Here is a 15,406-nt window from a genome sequence, read left to right as displayed (position 1 = left end):
ACCAGCAATGGCCGACGAAATCACTCCCGGCACCACCGAAGACCAGGAGCCCGTACTGCGGATCGAGCCCGTCGGGCTCGAGACCGAGATGCAGCGCTCGTACCTCGACTACGCGATGTCCGTCATCGTGTCCCGCGCGCTGCCCGACGTACGGGACGGCCTCAAGCCCGTCCACCGTCGCGTGCTGTACGCGATGTACGACGGCGGCTACCGGCCCGAGAAGGGCTTCTACAAGTGCGCCCGCGTCGTCGGTGACGTCATGGGTACGTACCACCCGCACGGCGACTCCTCGATCTACGACGCGCTCGTCCGCCTCGCCCAGCCCTGGTCGATGCGCATGCCGCTCGTCGACTCCAACGGCAACTTCGGTTCCCCGGGCAACGACCCGGCCGCCGCCATGCGGTACACCGAGTGCAAGCTCATGACGCTGTCGATGGAGATGCTCCGGGACATCGACGAGGAGACCGTCGACTTCCAGGACAACTACGACGGCCGCAACCAGGAGCCGACGGTCCTGCCGGCCCGCTTCCCGAACCTGCTGATCAACGGCAGCGCCGGCATCGCGGTGGGCATGGCGACCAACATCCCGCCGCACAACCTCCGCGAGGTCGCGGCCGGCGCCCAGTGGGCGCTCGAGCACCCCGACGCCAGCCACGAGGAGCTCCTCGACGCGCTGATCGAGCGGATCAAGGGCCCGGACTTCCCGACCGGCGCGCTCGTCGTCGGCCGCAAGGGCATCGAGGAGGCGTACCGCACCGGCCGTGGCTCGATCACGATGCGCGCGGTCGTCGAGGTCGAGGAGATCCAGAACCGCCAGTGCCTGGTGGTCACGGAGCTTCCGTACCAGACCAACCCGGACAACCTCGCGCAGAAGATCGCCGACCTCGTGAAGGACGGCAAGGTCGGCGGCATCGCCGACGTCCGCGACGAGACCTCGTCCCGTACCGGCCAGCGCCTCGTCATCGTGCTCAAGCGCGACGCCGTCGCCAAGGTCGTGCTCAACAACCTGTACAAGCACACCGACCTGCAGACGAACTTCGGCGCGAACATGCTCGCGCTCGTCGACGGCGTGCCGCGCACCCTCTCGCTCGACGCGTTCATCCGCCACTGGGTGACGCACCAGATCGAGGTCATCGTCCGCCGGACGAAGTTCCGGCTGCGGAAGGCCGAGGAGCGCGCCCACATCCTGCGCGGTCTGCTCAAGGCGCTCGACGCGATCGACGAGGTCATCGCGCTCATCCGCCGCAGCGACACGGTCGAGGTCGCCCGCGGCGGCCTGATGGACCTCCTCCAGATCGACGAGATCCAGGCCAACGCGATCCTGGAGATGCAGCTCCGCCGCCTCGCGGCCCTGGAGCGGCAGAAGATCGTCGCCGAGCACGACGAGCTCCAGGCCAAGATCAACGAGTACAACGCGATCCTGGCCTCGCCGGAGCGCCAGCGGTCGATCGTCAGCGAAGAACTCGCGGCGCTCGTCGAGCGGTTCGGCGACGACCGCCGGTCCAAGCTCGTGCCCTTCGACGGCGACATGTCCATCGAGGACCTGATCGCCGAGGAGGACATCGTCGTCACGATCTCCCGCGGCGGCTATGTGAAGCGGACGAAGACCGAGGACTACCGCTCGCAGAAGCGCGGCGGCAAGGGCGTGCGCGGGACGAAGCTGAAGCAGGACGACATCGTCGACCACTTCTTCGTCTCCACCACCCACCACTGGCTGCTCTTCTTCACCAACAAGGGCCGGGTGTACCGGGCCAAGGCGTACGAGCTGCCGGACGCCGGCCGGGACGCCCGCGGCCAGCACGTGGCCAACCTGCTGGCCTTCCAGCCGGACGAGCAGATCGCCCAGATCCTGGCGATCCGCGACTACGACGCCGCGCCGTACCTGGTGCTCGCCACCAAGGCCGGCCTGGTGAAGAAGACCGCGCTGAAGGACTACGACTCGCCGCGCTCGGGCGGTGTCATCGCGATCAACCTCCGGGAGACCGAGGGCGGTGGCGACGACGAGCTGATCGGGGCCGAACTGGTCTCGTCCGAGGACGATCTGCTCCTCGTCAGCAAGAAGGCGCAGTCGATCCGCTTCACGGCCACGGACGACGCGCTGCGCCCGATGGGACGCGCCACCTCGGGCGTCAAGGGGATGAGTTTCCGCACGGACGACGAACTGCTCTCGATGAATGTCGTCCGGCCCGGTACGTTCGTCTTCACCGCGACCGACGGCGGGTACGCGAAGCGCACCCCCGTCGACGAGTACCGCGTCCAGGGCCGTGGCGGCCTCGGTATCAAGGCCGCCAAGATCGTGGAGGACCGCGGCTCGCTCGTGGGCGCGCTGGTGGTCGAGGAGACCGACGAGATCCTCGCCATCACGCTGTCCGGCGGTGTGATTCGTACGCGAGTCAACGAAGTCAGGGAGACCGGCCGTGACACCATGGGCGTCCAGCTGATCAACCTGGGCAAGCGCGATGCCGTCGTCGGCATCGCACGGAACGCCGAGGCCGGCAGCGACGACGAAGATATCGACGACGATGCCGAGGGCGTCGTCGAGGCGGTCGAGGCCGCGGTGGTCGAGACCGCAGGGGTCGAGGCCGAGGCAGTCGAGGGCACGGAGCTCTCGGCCGGGGAGCACGAGGAGTAAGAGCGTGAGTGGAGCCACGGGCGCCGGATCGGCGGCTGCCGGAGCTTCTGCTGGTGCTGGAGCGAACGGCGCCCGTGGCCCCGCCACGGACTCCCAGGGGGTTGCGGTGACGGACAGCCGGGGGCAGCAGCCCTCGTACGAGACCTACAGCGGGCCACTGCCCGGCGAGCGCACGGGTGCGCAGCAGCCGGGCGGCCCGTACCACCCGCCGCAGGCGTACGGCGCTCCGGCGCCGGGCGGTGCTGCGGGCGTTCAGGCGGGTGTTCAGGCAGGCGGGACGCTGGGCGGCCAGACGGGCGCCGGTGCCGTGCGCCGGCCGCGTACGGGGGCGCGCACGACGCCCCGTACGCGCAAGGCGCGGCTGCGGGTGGCGAAGGCCGATCCGTGGTCGGTGATGAAGGTGAGCTTCCTGCTCTCCATCGCGCTGGGCATCTGCACGGTCGTCGCCGCGGCGGTGCTGTGGATGGTCATGGACGCCATGGGCGTCTTCTCGACGGTCGGCGGCACGATCAGCGAGGCGACGGGCTCGAACGAGTCCAACGGCTTCGACCTGCAGTCGTTCCTGTCGCTGCCGCGGGTCCTGATGTTCACCTCGGTGATCGCGGTGATCGACGTGGTGCTGATGACCGCTCTGGCGACGCTGGGCGCGTTCATCTACAACCTGTCGGCCGGTTTCGTCGGAGGCGTGGAGCTCACGCTCGCCGAGGACGAGTGACCTTCGGGTGGCCGCCGGGTGACCTGCGAGGGGGTCGGTCAGGAACCGATTTTGGGACTGGCCCCCACGTGCGCTAATCTTCAGGAGTCAGCGCGCGGGACACACACCGCAAGCGCGGCGGGGCTATAGCTCAGTTGGTTAGAGCGCATCCCTGATAAGGATGAGGCCACAGGTTCAAATCCTGTTAGCCCCACAGTATCGATCGACCCGGACGGTTCCTCCGTCCGGGTCGATTTGTTTGTCCGGGGAAGACGGGGACGCGTCGGGGGTTTGAAACTCGTACAGGTCACCGATCGGTATCGGTCGATGTGTAGAGTGGGCGTCAGAAGTCTCCTACGTCAACGAAAGACGAGGTCGCGCGGTGAAGAAGCTTCTCCTGGTCGCACTGGCCGCCATCGGCGGGCTCCTCGTGTACCGCCAGATCCAGGCGGATCGCGCCGAGCAGGATCTGTGGACGGAGGCGACCGACTCCGTGCCCGCAGGTTCGGGTGTCTGAGCCGAGAACCGTTTGTGGGTGAAGCCCCGGCCGCGCGTGAGCGGGCCGGGGCTTTGCTTTGCCTGAGCGAACAATTTGCTTGCTTGAGTAAAGGGGAGAGGCGCGTGAAGACGCAGGCCGGCATCGGACGCAACGGACGCATCGGCCGGATCAGCCGCTTCGGCCGGATCAGACGGGGGACCGGGGCTCTGGTCGCGACGGTCGCAGCGGTCGCAGCGGTCGCGGCCGTGGGCGCGGTGACGGCGCTGCCGGGCCAGGCCTGGGCGGCCGACGGGGACGCGCTCCCGCCGTACGCCTTCGACGGCGCGGCCCAGCGGGTCAAGGGGGCCGCTTCGAGCTCGGACGCGGTGCAGCTGAAGACCGGGGAGACCTACCGGGACACGCTCAAGAAGGACGGCAAGGTCTACTACCGCGTCGACCTCGACGACAAGGTCAACAGCTACGTCTCCGTGGTGGCCGTACCGAAGCCCGGCGGCAAGGTCGAGTACGGCGACGGCTTCAAGGTGAGCATGCAGGACGGCTCCGGCACCGACTGCGGCTACCAGCAGGTGTCGTTCTCCTCCGCCGAGTACGTGCGCCCGCTCGCCGGGTACGCCCGCCGCATCGTCGACCCGGACAGCTCCAGCTGCCAGAAGGCGGGCGCCTTCTACGTGCTCGTCGAGCGCACCTCGAAGCCCACCTCCGCCTCGGACGACTGGGAGCTGGAGATCCGGCACCTGTCCGAGCCGGGCCTGAAGAAGGCCGGCCCGACCGAGCTCCCCGAGGCCTGGTCCTCCGCCACGCCCCCGCCGCCGACGGGCGGCCCGCAGAAGCGGCAGGGCGGCGCCGGCTTCCACGACGCCGTCTCGCTGACGCAGGGCGAGTGGCGGTCCGACATCCGCCCCGGCCAGACGCTCTTCTTCCGGGTGCCCGTCGACTGGGGGCAGCAGCTCTTCGCCACGGCGGAGCTCGGCAGCAGCGCCGCCGCGAACGAGTACATCGGCAACGCGCTGGTGCTCTCCCTCGACAACCCCGCGCTCGGGCACGTCGACGAGAACAGCGGAAGCTACGACGGGAAGCCCGCGACGCTGGCGCTCGACGCGCAGCGGCCGGTGGCGCACGAGAACCGCAGCTCGTACAACGAGGCCACGAACGGCATGCGGTTCGCCGGCTGGTACTACCTGTCGGCCACGCTCAGCCCCAAGGTCGCCGCGGAGTACGGGGACAAGCCGGTGCCGCTGACGCTGCGCGTGAACGTCACGGGGAACGCGAAGCCCGGACCCGGGTACGACGGGGACCCGGGCCCGTTCGCGGTGACCGCCGACGACAAGGAGGCGGCGGCGAACGGCGCGAGCGGCGTGCGGGCGGCCGAGGACAGCGGCTCCATGCGGCTCGTCGCGGTGGCCGGGATCGGCACCGGGAGCGTGCTGCTGCTCGGGCTCGGCGCGTGGACGCTGGTGGCGCGGAGGCGGGCGGCGTAGGCGCTCGCAGGCCGGCGTGGGGGCCTGGGGCGGCGTAGGCCGATCCAGGGCCCCTTGCCGGGCGGTCAGGTCTGGGAGAGGGCCCAGAAGCCGACCGCCAGGCACACCAGGGCGAGCAGCAGGACCGGGACCGTCACCTTCGGGGGCGGTCCCGGTCGGCGTACGGGGGCCGGGGCCGGGGCCGGGGCCGGGGGCGCGGGCGCGGGCTGCGGGCCGTGCGCCGGTGCGGTGTGCTGACCGGGAACCTGAACGGGTCGAGCGGTGTACGGATGAGGAGAGGCCTGTCCGTACGGTGCCCCGGCCGTGGGGGCCTGGTCGAAGGAGGGGTTCGGGTGCGTGACCGGCGGGGGAAGGTGGAAGCTGCCCGTCTCGGAGGCGGACGGAGCGGGGGACGGAGCGGGGGACGGAGCGGTGTTCGGCAGCGGCGCGTGGGCCGGGGCCGGCACGGGCTGGTGGTACTGCTGGTACGGCGCCTGCGCGGGGTGCTGCTGGGCCGGTACGGGGGGCATGGGCGGTACGGGCATGGCGGCGGGCGGCGTCGGAGCCGCGTCGGTGACGGTGGGGGTGCCGTGCGGGCCGGGAGGAGCAGCGGGAACAGCGGGGCCCGTGGGGCCCGTGGGGCTCGTCGGGCTCGTCGGGCTCGTCGGGCTCGTCGGGCTCGTCGGGCCCTGGGGGCCGAAGCCGGTCGGCAGCGGGCCGATCTGGTCGAAGATCTCGACCGGCGGCTCGTCGGGACGCGGCTCGGGCAGCATCTCGGCGGCGGCGTCCAGCGCCTTGCGCGCGCCCGTGGCCGTCCGGAAGCGGGCCTGCGGGTCGGGCTGGAGCAGCCCGGCGAGCACCTGCCACAGCGGCTCCGGAAGGCCCTCGGGGGCGCTCGGGGTGCCGTGCGTGAGGAAGTGCGAGACGAGGGCCTGGGAGTCCGGGCTGCGGCCCTGGAGGAGATAGAGCGCGACCAGGCCGACGGCGAACAGGTCGGCGGTGAAGTCCGGCTCGGCGCCGAGGAGTTGCTCGGGTGCGAAGTAACCGGGCGTGCCGATCACGTAGTCGGTCTCCGTGAGCCGGGGTTCGCCCTTGCGCATGGAGATGCCGAAGTCGGAGAGCCGCAGGTGCGGCCGTCCGGTTCCGGTGACGTCCAGCAGGATGTTGGCGGGCTTGATGTCCCGGTGGACGACGCCTTCGGCGTGCACCGTGGCCAGACCGGAGAGCAGCTGGTCGAGCAGGGTGCAGACGAAGCGGGGCGGCAGCGGGCCGTAGTCCCCGACGACGTGCGCCAGCGAGCCGCCGGCGACCAGGTCCATGGTGAAGAGGACCTTGTCGTCGTCGGCGGCCCAGCTGGCCGGGGCGAGGACGTGCGGATGGTCGATCCGCATCGCCTGCTCGCGGACGAAGCGGAGCAGCGTGTGGGCGTCGCTCTGCTGGAGCACCTTGGCCGCCACGTACCGCCGGCGCCGGTGGTCCCAGGCACGCCACACCGCGCCCGCCCCGCCCCGTCCGATCGGGTCGATCAGCTCGTACCGACCAGCGAAGACCTCACCCATCGCGCTGCGCCCGCTCCCCGTCGTGTCGTGGACCCCCGGTACCGGCCGAGCGCCGGTCCCGCGTCAGTTCTGGTGCGACTCGTAGTGCGCGACCGCGTCCGCGGTGCGCCCCGCGCCGTACACCCGGAGGAACTCTGCCAGTTCCGGGTGCGCCGGGGCGAGGGAGTCGGCCGCGTCGATGATGTCGCCCGCGGCCGCCACGGACCGCAGCAGGGACTGGATCTCGCGGACCACGCGGCGCACGGTCGGGGCGCCGGAGCCGGTGGCGGTCTGGGCGGTGCTGGTGAGGACGGAGCCGCCCTGCGACTTCTTGACCTCGTCCATCCGGTCGGTGGCCTCGGCGGCGCTGACGCTGCCGTCGGCGACCTGGACGGCGAGCTCCTGGAGGGCCTGGACGCGCTGGACGACGGCCGGGTTGCCGATCTTGGCCCGCTGGCCGCTCATCAGCTGGGACAGCATGGGCGCGGAGAGCCCGAGCACGGCCGCGAGCCTGGCCTGGTTGAGCCCGAGATCGTCGATCAGCCGACGGAAGAGCGCCCCCAACGGCTCCCCGTACCAACTGCGCTGAAGCTCTCTGGCTCTTGCCGTGGCTTCTTGCTGCGCTGCGTCCATTACTTCTCCCCATCCCTTAGGTTCGCCACTGCGAACCTCGATCAGCATCTTACGGAGAGTGGTCGTGGACCGGGAGTCCCTATCCTTTTGCCGGACATGGGGGGAGACCCGGTACGCTGTTCTCGTTCCGGGGCCTTAGCTCAGTTGGTAGAGCGCTGTCTTTGCATGGCAGATGTCAGGGGTTCGACTCCCCTAGGCTCCACTCTCTTGCACCCCCTTGAACTGCGGAAACGCAGTTCAAGGGGGTGTTTTTGTCCCCTTTTCCCGTGCGGGATGTCAGCGCTCTCCCGCCGACGGGAGGGGCTGGTCGCCGAGGGTGGCGATCATGTCGTGCAGCCAGGCCAGTTCGGCCTGCGACGTCGCCCGGGCGATCAGCAGGATGCCGCTGCGGAACGGGTCGGTGATCTCCTCCGCACCCAGGGGTACGGCGCCGTCGTAGAAGAAGCTGGCGGGCTCGTCGAGGAAGGCGAGCCGGCGGCGGAGCACGGTCGCCTGCTCGGCGGGGTCGTCGAGGTGGCGGAGGAAGGCCAGCACGGTGAACCAGCGGTTCTCGTCGCTGATGTCCAACTGCTCGGGTGTGCGCAGTCGTTCGTGCAGTGCCGCCCGGCCGGCCGGGGTGAGGTGCAGGGTGTGCCGGGGGGCGGCGGTGGATCCGGGTTCTGTCTCGCGGACGAGCAGGCCGTCGGTTTCGAGGCGCTTGATCGCGGGATAGAGGGTGCCGTCGCTGATCGGGCGGATGTGGCCGGTCAGTGCGGCCAGGTGCCGGCGCAGCTCGTAGCCGTGCATCGGCCGGTCGTGGAGGAACCCGAGAATCGCGAGCTTGAGCATGCGCCCATGCTGTCAGATCCCAGAGGCGGAGGTATATCGATATCGCTATACCTCGATGACGAGGTATCGTCGGTGGCCCCTGACGATCAAGGAGTCGGCCATGCGCCATGCCCCCGTGACCCCGAACGGCGACCTCATCCGCTGGGTGGAGATCCCCGGCACCGAGCCGGCCCGGCTCTACCTGCACGGACTCGGTTCCACCTCGCCGGTGTACTGGGCCGCCGCCGCCGCGCACCCCCTGCTGACCGGCCGCCGGTCACTGCTGCTCGACCTGCTCGGCTTCGGCATCAGCGACCGTCCGACGGACTTCACGTACACGCTGGAGGCGCACGCGGACGCCGTGGCGGCGGCGCTGGAGGCCGCCGATGTGACGGGTGCCGAGGTCATCGCGCACAGCCTCGGTGGTGCGGTGGCGATCCTGCTCGCCGCCCGCCACCCGCGGCTGGTCGCGAACCTGGTGCTCGTGGACTCCGTCCTGGACCCGGCGCCGATGGTGCCCGTTCCCGGCAGCAGCGGGATCACGGCGTACACGGAGGAGGAGTTCCTCGCCGACGGGTGGGAGCGGACCGAGGAGCGGGTCGGCCCGGTCTGGTGGTCCACGATGCGCCTGGCGGGACGCGAGGCGCTGTACCGCACCACGGTCCATCGGGCTCGGGGGACCGTTCCCGCTCTCCGCGAGCATCTGGCGGGCCTGTCGGTCCCCCGTACCTGCCTTCACCCGGCGGCCGACGGGGAGCCGGCCGATGTGGAGGGTCTGGTGGCCTCGGGCGTGACCGTCCGGGCGGTCCCGGACTGCGGGCACAACATCATGTTCGACAACCCCGAGGTGTTCGCACGGGAGGTCGCCGACGCGCTGGGCGGCAGCTGACGCCGTCCGTCGGAAGCGGGGGCGGGGGCGGGGGCGGAGGTGGGAGCGGAGGTGGGAGCGGGTGTGTGGGCGGGTGTGTGGGCGGGATCGGGGCCGGGGGTGACCGCGTGGGGCGGCAGTGAGCGTTCGGCGCACAGGAGGATCGCCGCGCCCGTGAGGACCATCAGCGCGAGGACGGTCCACAGCTGCCACTGCCCCGCGTCGAGGAGGAAGCCCAGGAGCATGGGGGCGACGGTGCGGCAGGCGGACCAGGACAGCTGGTAGACCGACAGGTACCGGCCCCGCAGGTGGTCGGGGGCCGCCTGGACGGAGAGGCCCTGCGAGGGTGCGGAGTGGACGAGTTCGCCGGCGGTGTAGAGCACGGCGACCGCGAGGACGGCGACGAGGGCGTTCGGGCCGCTGACGAGCCGGGGGAGCAGCGCGAAGGCGGCGAAGGAGAGCGCGAAGACGACCGCTCCGAGTGCGGCGGCCCGCGTGCGTCTGCCGCGCAGCGTCAGCCGGGCGGCGGGGACGCCGAGCCCGGCGACCAGGGCGGTGTTGACCGCGAAGACGGTGCCGGCCAGGGCGTCGGGCAGGGCGATGTCGCGGGTGAGGAAGACCGGCAGGGCCATGGCCTGGGTGGTGTAGCCGAAGGCGATCAGGAAGTTGGCCGCCGTGACGAGCAGGTAGGGCCGGTCGGCGAGCACCTGCCGGTATCCCTCGCGCGCCTGCGGCCGCTCGGCGGGGCCGCGGACGTTCGGGATCCGGGTCACGAGGACCGCGGCGCAGCAGAAGACGACGGCCAGGGTCTCCGAGGCGGCGACGAAGCCCGTGGTGCCGTTCCAGGCGAGCATGCCGGCCGCCGCGAGACTGCCGCCTCCCATACCGGCGTTGCGCAGGCTGCGGTCCCAGGCCAGGAGCCGGTCGCGTTCGGTGCCTCGGGCGATGTCGCCGATCAGTGCCTGCTGGCTGGGCGAGGAGGCCCACATCCCGACGGCGACGACCAGGGCGATCGCCAGGAAGGCGGGGTAGGAGTCGGCGAAGGGGTAGGCCGCGAAGCCGGCCGCGCGCAGCGCGAGCACGCCGATGAGCACCCGCCGGCCGCCGAACCGGTCGATGAGGACCCCCGCGGCCGGCATGAACGCCAGCGCGCAGAGCCCGGCGATCGTCAGGCCGGTGCCGATCGACGTCAGGGACAGGCCGGTGAGCGAGTGGAGGAACAGCATCGTGAGCGGCACGTAGATGCCGTCGCCGATCGACCCGGCGAGGCTCGCGGCGACGAGGCGGCGGCGCGTGGATTTATCTTCCATGGAAGGTTTTTTATCATCCGTGGAAGATAGAGTGAAGGGATGCAGGGAGATGCCATCGCCGCCATCGTCGACCAGTGGCGACGCGAGCGACCCGATCTGGACCCGACGCCGATGCTCGTCATCGGCCGCCTCTTCCGGCTCACCGACGCGCTGGACCAGCGGCTGCGCCCGCCGTTCGGCGCCGCGGGGCTGGGCAGCGGCGACTTCGACGTCCTCGCCGCCCTCCGGCGGTCCGGCGAGCCCTACGCGCTGTCCGCGGGCGAGCTCAGCCGTACCGTCCTGGTCACCACCGGCGCGATCACCAAGCGGGTCGACCGGCTCGAACACCGCGGTCTGGTCGCCCGGACCGTCGCCGAGGAGGATTCACGCGGCCGCCTCATCAGCCTCACCCCGGCGGGCGTCGCGCTGACCGACGAACTCATCGCCGTCCACCTCGACAACCAGCGCCGGCTCCTCGAAGGGCTCGGCGAGGACGAACGGGCGCACCTCGCCGACCTGTTGGAGCGGCTCGCCCTCAGTCTGCCCCCGGCCGGCGGCTGAGGCCGTCGAGGACGGCCGCGATCCCCCGGCCCGACTCGGTGAGCGACGAGGTCTGGGACACGGCCGCCACGTACGACGACGAGAAGCGACTCGCCGCGATCATCCTCATGGTCGGCGTCGCCAACCTGTTCAACCGGCTCGACGCCACGACCCGGCAGATCGCCGGCGCGTGGGGCTGACGGCCCTCCCGTAGCCGTACCCACGTCCGTACTCGTACGAGAGAAGGAACTCGCCATGACGAACACGCAGAAGTCCTCCGCCGAGTCCGCAGCCAAGTCCGCAGCCAAGTCCGCCGCCGAGGCGACGTCCGAGGCGACGTCCGAGGCGACGTCCGAGGCGACGTCTGAGGGATTCACCACGGAGGAGCGGAGCGCGATGAAGGAGCGCGCCAAGGAGGTGAGGGCGTCCGCGCGCCGCGGATCGCGCGCCGACAAGGCGGCGGAGGAGGAGGCGGCCGTGGTCGCGAAGATCGCCGAGATGGAGGACTCGGACCGGGTCATGGCGGAGCGCATCCACGCCGTGGTCAAGGAGACCGCTCCGGAGCTCGCGCCGAAGCTCTGGTACGGGATGCCCGCGTACGCCAAGGGCGGCAAGGTCGTCTGCTTCTTCCAGAGCGCGCAGAAGTTCAACGCGCGGTACGCGACCTTCGGCTTCAACGACGTGGCGAACCTCGACGACGGCACGATGTGGCCGTCCGCCTACGCCCTGAAGGAGCTGACCGCCGCCGACGAGGCGCGGATCGCCGAGCTGGTGAGGAAGGCAATGAGCTAGGACGCCCGGGCCGGGAGGTGGCCACTGATCCGTACGGGTGGTGTTCATCGGAAGAACTGCGCGGCGGCGGCGTCGGTCCTCGGGAATCCGGGGGCGCATCCACATCATGTGGAAAGTACGTAAAGCGCGCAACCCGAAATGAACCATCCGAGAACGTCACGAAAGTGAGGGATCATGGCCACCGCCAAGGTCAAGCAGTTCTGGACCGCCTTCATCTCCGTCCTCTTCGCCCTGCTCGCCTCCGTCGGCCTGGCGAGCACCGCCGCCGCGGCCCAGCAGCCCGCCGTGCAGCAGCCCGAGGAGCCGGCCGGCTCCGCCGTCGCCGCCGGGGTCCCCGCCGCTTCGGAGCGTGCCCTCGCCTCCGTACCGGCACAGCGGACGCACCGGTGGCCCCTCGCCGGTGACCGTTCCCTGCCGCCCACCATCAAGCAGCGCATCGGCGCCGAGGCCCACGGCTCCTCCCCCTCGGTACGCCACCGTCACGCGGGTGGCGCGGCCGAGAGCGACCCGGTCGCGCTGACGGAGCTGGCGCTCGCCGCGACGGCGCCGGCGACGGGCGCGTAGGACGTGGGGAGCAGGCGTACGCGTACAAGCACACGCACACGTACTCCCCACGCCGTGAGAACCGCGAGACCCGTGAGAACCGCGAGACCCGTGAGAACCGTGAGAACCGCGAGACCCGCGAGACCCGCGAGACCCGCGAGACCCGCGAGACCTGCGAGAACCGTGAGACCCGCGAGACTCTCCGAACAAGCCCCTCAGAGCACCACCGTCGGACCTGGCACCACCCTCGGACTTGGCACCACCTTCAGACCTGGCACCACCTTCAGACCTGGCACCACCCTCGGACCCTCTTCTCTTGGACCGGCCCGCAGCGGTCAGCGACGCTCGTCGCGCTCCGTGGCATCGGCTTCGGCGTCCGCCTCGGCCTCGGCCTCGGCATCCGCCTCGATCTGGGCCTCCGCCTCGGTCTCCTTGACCTCCACCTCCGGATCGAGGAATCCCCCATTGCCGTCGCCGGACGACAACGTGGATCCCTCGCCCACCTCGGTGGGAGCGGGCGGCTCGACCAGCCAGTCGGGATTGGCCTGCTTGTCCCACCACTTCCAGGCGACGAAAGCACCGCCGACCACCAAGCCGAGGACCACGAGTCCCTTGGCGAGGCGTCCGGCCCTGACACGCCGCTCGTGCTGCTTCATGAGCTTCTGAATTTCCTTCGGCGTCACCTGTCCGCGCAGCGCGGCCCAGGCGGCGGTGGAACGCGACCCGGCCTCCTCCAGGACGGGACCGGTCGCGGCGACCGCGTGCTCGACACGCGGAACGGTGTAGTCGGCCGCCTGACGGGCGGCTGAGCGGGTCATGACCGCCGCGCGCTGCGCGGCCGCGTCGACCCGCGGCGGTACGTGCGGTGCGACATGCGCGGCATACTGCGCACGCGCCTGTACTCGGGCCTGCCGTGTGGCCTTCGAGACCTTCGGCGCGATCCGCACCCGCGCCTCGTGCGCGTAGTACGTGGCCTGGTCCTTGGCCGTTTCGGCGTACGGCGCCACCACTTCCGCGGCGTGCAGGACGCTCTCCTTCGCCGAATCTGATGCGGCGCGCACGCTGTCCATGCGGGTCACGGGATTCCTCCTCCTCGGTGGCGACGATGTCGGTTTTTCACCTTTCCATCCTTTTCGGAATCATGCCCGTCGGATCGAGGTCCGGCATGCGGGGCGGGCATCCGGGGCATGCCGGACGGTGATCCGGGGCGATGCCGGGCGGTGATCCGCGGCATGCCGGGCGGTGATCCAGGGCATGCGAGGATCGGTCACGCCAGAGAACAGACGTGGCATCAGGCGTGACATGACGCGACAAGACGTGGACGGAAGGCGACCGTGGCCGAGCAGCTGTACGCGATCCTCAAGACGAGCCTGGGCGACATCGAGGTCCGGCTGATGCCGTTCCACGCCCCGAAGACGGTGCGCAACTTCGTCGAGCTCGCCGGTGGCGAGCGCGAGTGGACGCACCCCGCCACCGGCAAGGTCTCCTCGGACCCGCTCTACGACGGCACGGTCTTCCACCGGGTCATCAAGGGCTTCATGATCCAGGGCGGCGACCCGCTGGGGAACGGCACGGGCGGACCCGGTTACGAGTTCGCCGACGAGTTCCACCCGGAGCTCTTCTTCGACCGTCCGTACCTGTTGGCCATGGCCAACGCCGGCCCGGGCACCAACGGCTCGCAGTTCTTCGTCACGGTCGGTGCCGCGACCTGGCTGAACCGCAAGCACACCATCTTCGGCGAGGTCGCGGGCCAGGAGAGCCGGAAGGTCGTGGACGCGATCGCGGCGGTCGCGACCGATCCGCACACCGAGCGCCCGCTCCAGGACGTGGTGATCGAGTCCGTGGTGATCGAGAAGCGCTGAGGCGGCGCGAACAAGCGAGCAAGCGCCGAAGCGAGCAACCGCCGAAGCGCCGAAGCGAGCAAGCGCCCAAGCGCCCAAGCGAGGAGCCGAGGAATGGGGACGTGAGGAATGGGGACGTGAGGAAGTGAGGGAAGGGATGGAAGGCATGGACGGGGCGAAGCCCCCCAAGGGCCCGCAGTCCGGTCTGCCCCGCTGTTATCGCCATCCGGAGGCCGAGACCGGCATCCGCTGTGCCCGCTGCGACAAGCCCATCTGCCCGCAGTGCATGATCTCCGCCTCCGTCGGTTTCCAGTGCCCGGACTGTGTGCGCAACGGTTCGGGGACCGGCCACGCCGCCGATGCCAATCAGCCCCGGACGCTCGCGGGCGGCAGGGTGACGGCCGACGACCGCCTCGTCACCAAGATCCTCATCGGGATCAACCTCGTGGTCTTCCTCCTGGTGCTGGTGCTCGGGGACCGGTTCGTCGACGAGCTCGTGCTCATCGGCTACGCCTACATGCCGGCGCTGGGCGAGGTCGTCGGGGTCGCGGACGGCGAGTGGTACCGGCTGTTGACGTCGACCGTCCTCCACCAGGAGGTCTGGCACATCCTCTTCAACGTGCTGGGCCTGTGGGTGATCGGCGGGATCGTCGAGCCCGAGCTCGGCCGGATCCGGTACGCGATCCTGTGCCTGCTCTCCGGGCTCTCCGGCTCCGTGCTGGCCTATCTCGTCGCCGCGCAGAACCAGCCCTCGCTGGGCGCCTCCGGCATCGTCTACGGCCTGATCGGCGCCTGGGTCGTGCTGGCCCGCCGCAAGCGCCACGACATGCGCCCGGTGGTCCTCTTCGTGGCGCTGTCGCTGCTCATGACCTTCACCCGTCCGGGGATCTCCTGGGAGGCCCATGTCGGCGGTCTCGTCGCCGGCGTCGTGGTGACGTACGTGCTCGTGCACGCCCCGAGGGCGCGCAGGGACCTCGTGCAGTACGGGGCCTGTGGACTGGTGCTGCTGATCGACCTGGGGCTCGTGCTCGCCCGATCCGCAGCGCTCACCTGAGCGCAGAGGGCTGTGGACGAGCTCTTTCACGAGCTTTCCCCAGAGTTATCCACAGTGTGTGGCGGATCGTTCCCTCGGCTGGGGGAAACGCGGCACCCCTCGCCTCTGACCTGGTGTTTCTCCAGGGAGGCGAGGGGTGTTTCCCGTCCTGCCGCACGTGATTACGGTCACGGAGCGGTCATACCGGCGTCAATCTCGTGCAAGTTATCCACAGATCTT

At 70.6% G+C, this 15,406-nt stretch carries 15 protein-coding genes, 2 tRNA genes and 1 pseudogene; 13 read left to right on the top strand and 5 right to left on the bottom strand.

Features of this window, described 5'->3' with window-relative positions; translation table 11 throughout:
- Window positions 1–7: 7 nt before the first annotated feature.
- From gyrA to ACZ6K0_RS20435, 5 genes are all read left to right on the top strand, one after another.
- Window positions 8–2,632 carry a DNA gyrase subunit A gene (gene gyrA, locus ACZ6K0_RS20455; protein WP_469231251.1) on the top strand — a complete coding sequence of 875 codons (2,625 nt, stop codon included), beginning with the start codon at window positions 8–10 and terminating at the stop codon, window positions 2,630–2,632.
- A 106-nt stretch (window positions 2,633–2,738) separates the two neighbouring features.
- Window positions 2,739–3,347, top strand: a complete 609-nt coding sequence (locus tag ACZ6K0_RS20450; protein WP_469231249.1) for a DUF3566 domain-containing protein — start codon at window positions 2,739–2,741, stop codon at window positions 3,345–3,347.
- 119 nt (window positions 3,348–3,466) lie between these two features.
- Window positions 3,467–3,540: transfer RNA gene (locus ACZ6K0_RS20445), tRNA-Ile, on the top strand.
- 168 nt (window positions 3,541–3,708) lie between these two features.
- On the top strand, window positions 3,709–3,843 hold the full coding sequence (locus tag ACZ6K0_RS20440) for a DLW-39 family protein (RefSeq protein ID WP_003958712.1): 135 nt from the start codon (window positions 3,709–3,711) through the stop codon (window positions 3,841–3,843).
- A gap of 104 nt (window positions 3,844–3,947) precedes the next feature.
- A complete protein-coding gene (locus ACZ6K0_RS20435) occupies window positions 3,948–5,303 on the top strand; it encodes a hypothetical protein (protein ID WP_469231247.1) in 1,356 nt (451 codons plus the stop codon).
- Window positions 5,304–5,368: 65 nt separating this feature from the next.
- Here ACZ6K0_RS20435 and ACZ6K0_RS20430 read toward each other — a convergent pair whose 3' ends face one another.
- Together ACZ6K0_RS20430 and ACZ6K0_RS20425 are read right to left on the bottom strand one after the other, a co-directional pair.
- Window positions 5,369–6,841 carry a serine/threonine-protein kinase gene (locus tag ACZ6K0_RS20430; RefSeq protein ID WP_469231245.1) on the bottom strand — a complete coding sequence of 491 codons (1,473 nt, stop codon included), beginning with the start codon at window positions 6,839–6,841 and terminating at the stop codon, window positions 5,369–5,371.
- A gap of 63 nt (window positions 6,842–6,904) precedes the next feature.
- A complete protein-coding gene (locus ACZ6K0_RS20425) occupies window positions 6,905–7,453 on the bottom strand; it encodes a helix-turn-helix domain-containing protein (RefSeq protein WP_150268275.1) in 549 nt (182 codons plus the stop codon).
- Window positions 7,454–7,582: 129 nt separating this feature from the next.
- On the opposite strand from ACZ6K0_RS20425, the gene ACZ6K0_RS20420 reads away from it, so the two are divergent.
- Window positions 7,583–7,655 (top strand) — tRNA-Ala (locus ACZ6K0_RS20420).
- Window positions 7,656–7,729: 74 nt separating this feature from the next.
- On the opposite strand, the gene ACZ6K0_RS20415 is transcribed toward ACZ6K0_RS20420, so the two are convergent.
- Window positions 7,730–8,281: a PadR family transcriptional regulator gene (locus tag ACZ6K0_RS20415; RefSeq protein WP_376397802.1), complete on the bottom strand. Its 552-nt coding sequence runs from the start codon at window positions 8,279–8,281 to the stop codon at window positions 7,730–7,732.
- 100 nt (window positions 8,282–8,381) lie between these two features.
- Here ACZ6K0_RS20415 and ACZ6K0_RS20410 point away from each other — a divergent pair, with 100 nt between their 5' ends.
- Window positions 8,382–9,149, top strand: a complete 768-nt coding sequence (locus ACZ6K0_RS20410; protein ID WP_376397799.1) for an alpha/beta fold hydrolase — start codon at window positions 8,382–8,384, stop codon at window positions 9,147–9,149.
- Between the two features lie 107 nt (window positions 9,150–9,256).
- Here the strand turns inward: ACZ6K0_RS20410 and ACZ6K0_RS20405 are convergent.
- Window positions 9,257–10,438: pseudogene (locus ACZ6K0_RS20405) on the bottom strand (MFS transporter); the annotation flags it as partial.
- Between the two features lie 39 nt (window positions 10,439–10,477).
- On the opposite strand from ACZ6K0_RS20405, the gene ACZ6K0_RS20400 reads away from it, so the two are divergent.
- From ACZ6K0_RS20400 to ACZ6K0_RS20385, 4 genes are all read left to right on the top strand, one after another.
- The gene (locus tag ACZ6K0_RS20400; protein WP_469231242.1) at window positions 10,478–10,978 is read left to right on the top strand and encodes a MarR family winged helix-turn-helix transcriptional regulator; all 501 of its coding nucleotides are present in this window, start codon (window positions 10,478–10,480) and stop codon (window positions 10,976–10,978) included.
- A gap of 38 nt (window positions 10,979–11,016) precedes the next feature.
- A complete protein-coding gene (locus ACZ6K0_RS20395; RefSeq protein WP_469231240.1) occupies window positions 11,017–11,157 on the top strand; it encodes a hypothetical protein in 141 nt (46 codons plus the stop codon).
- Between the two features lie 196 nt (window positions 11,158–11,353).
- Window positions 11,354–11,749 (top strand): iron chaperone, encoded by a 396-nt coding sequence (locus ACZ6K0_RS20390; protein WP_376398450.1) that lies wholly within the window; start codon window positions 11,354–11,356, stop codon window positions 11,747–11,749.
- A 174-nt stretch (window positions 11,750–11,923) separates the two neighbouring features.
- Window positions 11,924–12,313, top strand: a complete 390-nt coding sequence (locus ACZ6K0_RS20385) for a DUF6344 domain-containing protein (RefSeq protein WP_376397789.1) — start codon at window positions 11,924–11,926, stop codon at window positions 12,311–12,313.
- A gap of 314 nt (window positions 12,314–12,627) precedes the next feature.
- On the opposite strand, the gene ACZ6K0_RS20380 is transcribed toward ACZ6K0_RS20385, so the two are convergent.
- Entirely contained in the window at window positions 12,628–13,371 is a 744-nt protein-coding gene (locus ACZ6K0_RS20380; protein WP_376397786.1) for a DUF5324 family protein, read from the bottom strand.
- Between the two features lie 255 nt (window positions 13,372–13,626).
- On the opposite strand from ACZ6K0_RS20380, the gene ACZ6K0_RS20375 reads away from it, so the two are divergent.
- Together ACZ6K0_RS20375 and ACZ6K0_RS20370 are read left to right on the top strand one after the other, a co-directional pair.
- Entirely contained in the window at window positions 13,627–14,154 is a 528-nt protein-coding gene (locus tag ACZ6K0_RS20375; protein ID WP_469231237.1) for a peptidylprolyl isomerase, read from the top strand.
- A gap of 145 nt (window positions 14,155–14,299) precedes the next feature.
- Window positions 14,300–15,187, top strand: a complete 888-nt coding sequence (locus ACZ6K0_RS20370; RefSeq protein WP_376397780.1) for a rhomboid family intramembrane serine protease — start codon at window positions 14,300–14,302, stop codon at window positions 15,185–15,187.
- Window positions 15,188–15,406 lie beyond the last annotated feature (219 nt).

It is taken from the genome of Streptomyces sp. NPDC042346 (assembly GCF_055581845.1).
This window is presented reverse-complemented; position numbering and strand designations above follow the sequence as displayed.

Excerpts from the sequence above, each read along its gene's own strand:
- ACZ6K0_RS20410 (WP_376397799.1), top strand. The coding sequence starts at position 8,382 with ATGCGCCATGCCCCCGTGACCCCGAACGGCGACCTCATCCGCTGGGTG.
- ACZ6K0_RS20370 (WP_376397780.1), top strand. The coding sequence starts at position 14,300 with ATGGACGGGGCGAAGCCCCCCAAGGGCCCGCAGTCCGGTCTGCCCCGC.
- ACZ6K0_RS20400 (WP_469231242.1), top strand. The coding sequence starts at position 10,478 with ATGCAGGGAGATGCCATCGCCGCCATCGTCGACCAGTGGCGACGCGAG.
- ACZ6K0_RS20415 (WP_376397802.1), bottom strand. The coding sequence starts at position 8,281 with ATGCTCAAGCTCGCGATTCTCGGGTTCCTCCACGACCGGCCGATGCAC.
- ACZ6K0_RS20385 (WP_376397789.1), top strand. The coding sequence starts at position 11,924 with ATGGCCACCGCCAAGGTCAAGCAGTTCTGGACCGCCTTCATCTCCGTC.
- ACZ6K0_RS20430 (WP_469231245.1), bottom strand. The coding sequence starts at position 6,841 with ATGGGTGAGGTCTTCGCTGGTCGGTACGAGCTGATCGACCCGATCGGA.
- ACZ6K0_RS20425 (WP_150268275.1), bottom strand. The coding sequence starts at position 7,453 with ATGGACGCAGCGCAGCAAGAAGCCACGGCAAGAGCCAGAGAGCTTCAG.
- gyrA (WP_469231251.1), top strand. The coding sequence starts at position 8 with ATGGCCGACGAAATCACTCCCGGCACCACCGAAGACCAGGAGCCCGTA.
- ACZ6K0_RS20390 (WP_376398450.1), top strand. The coding sequence starts at position 11,354 with ATGAAGGAGCGCGCCAAGGAGGTGAGGGCGTCCGCGCGCCGCGGATCG.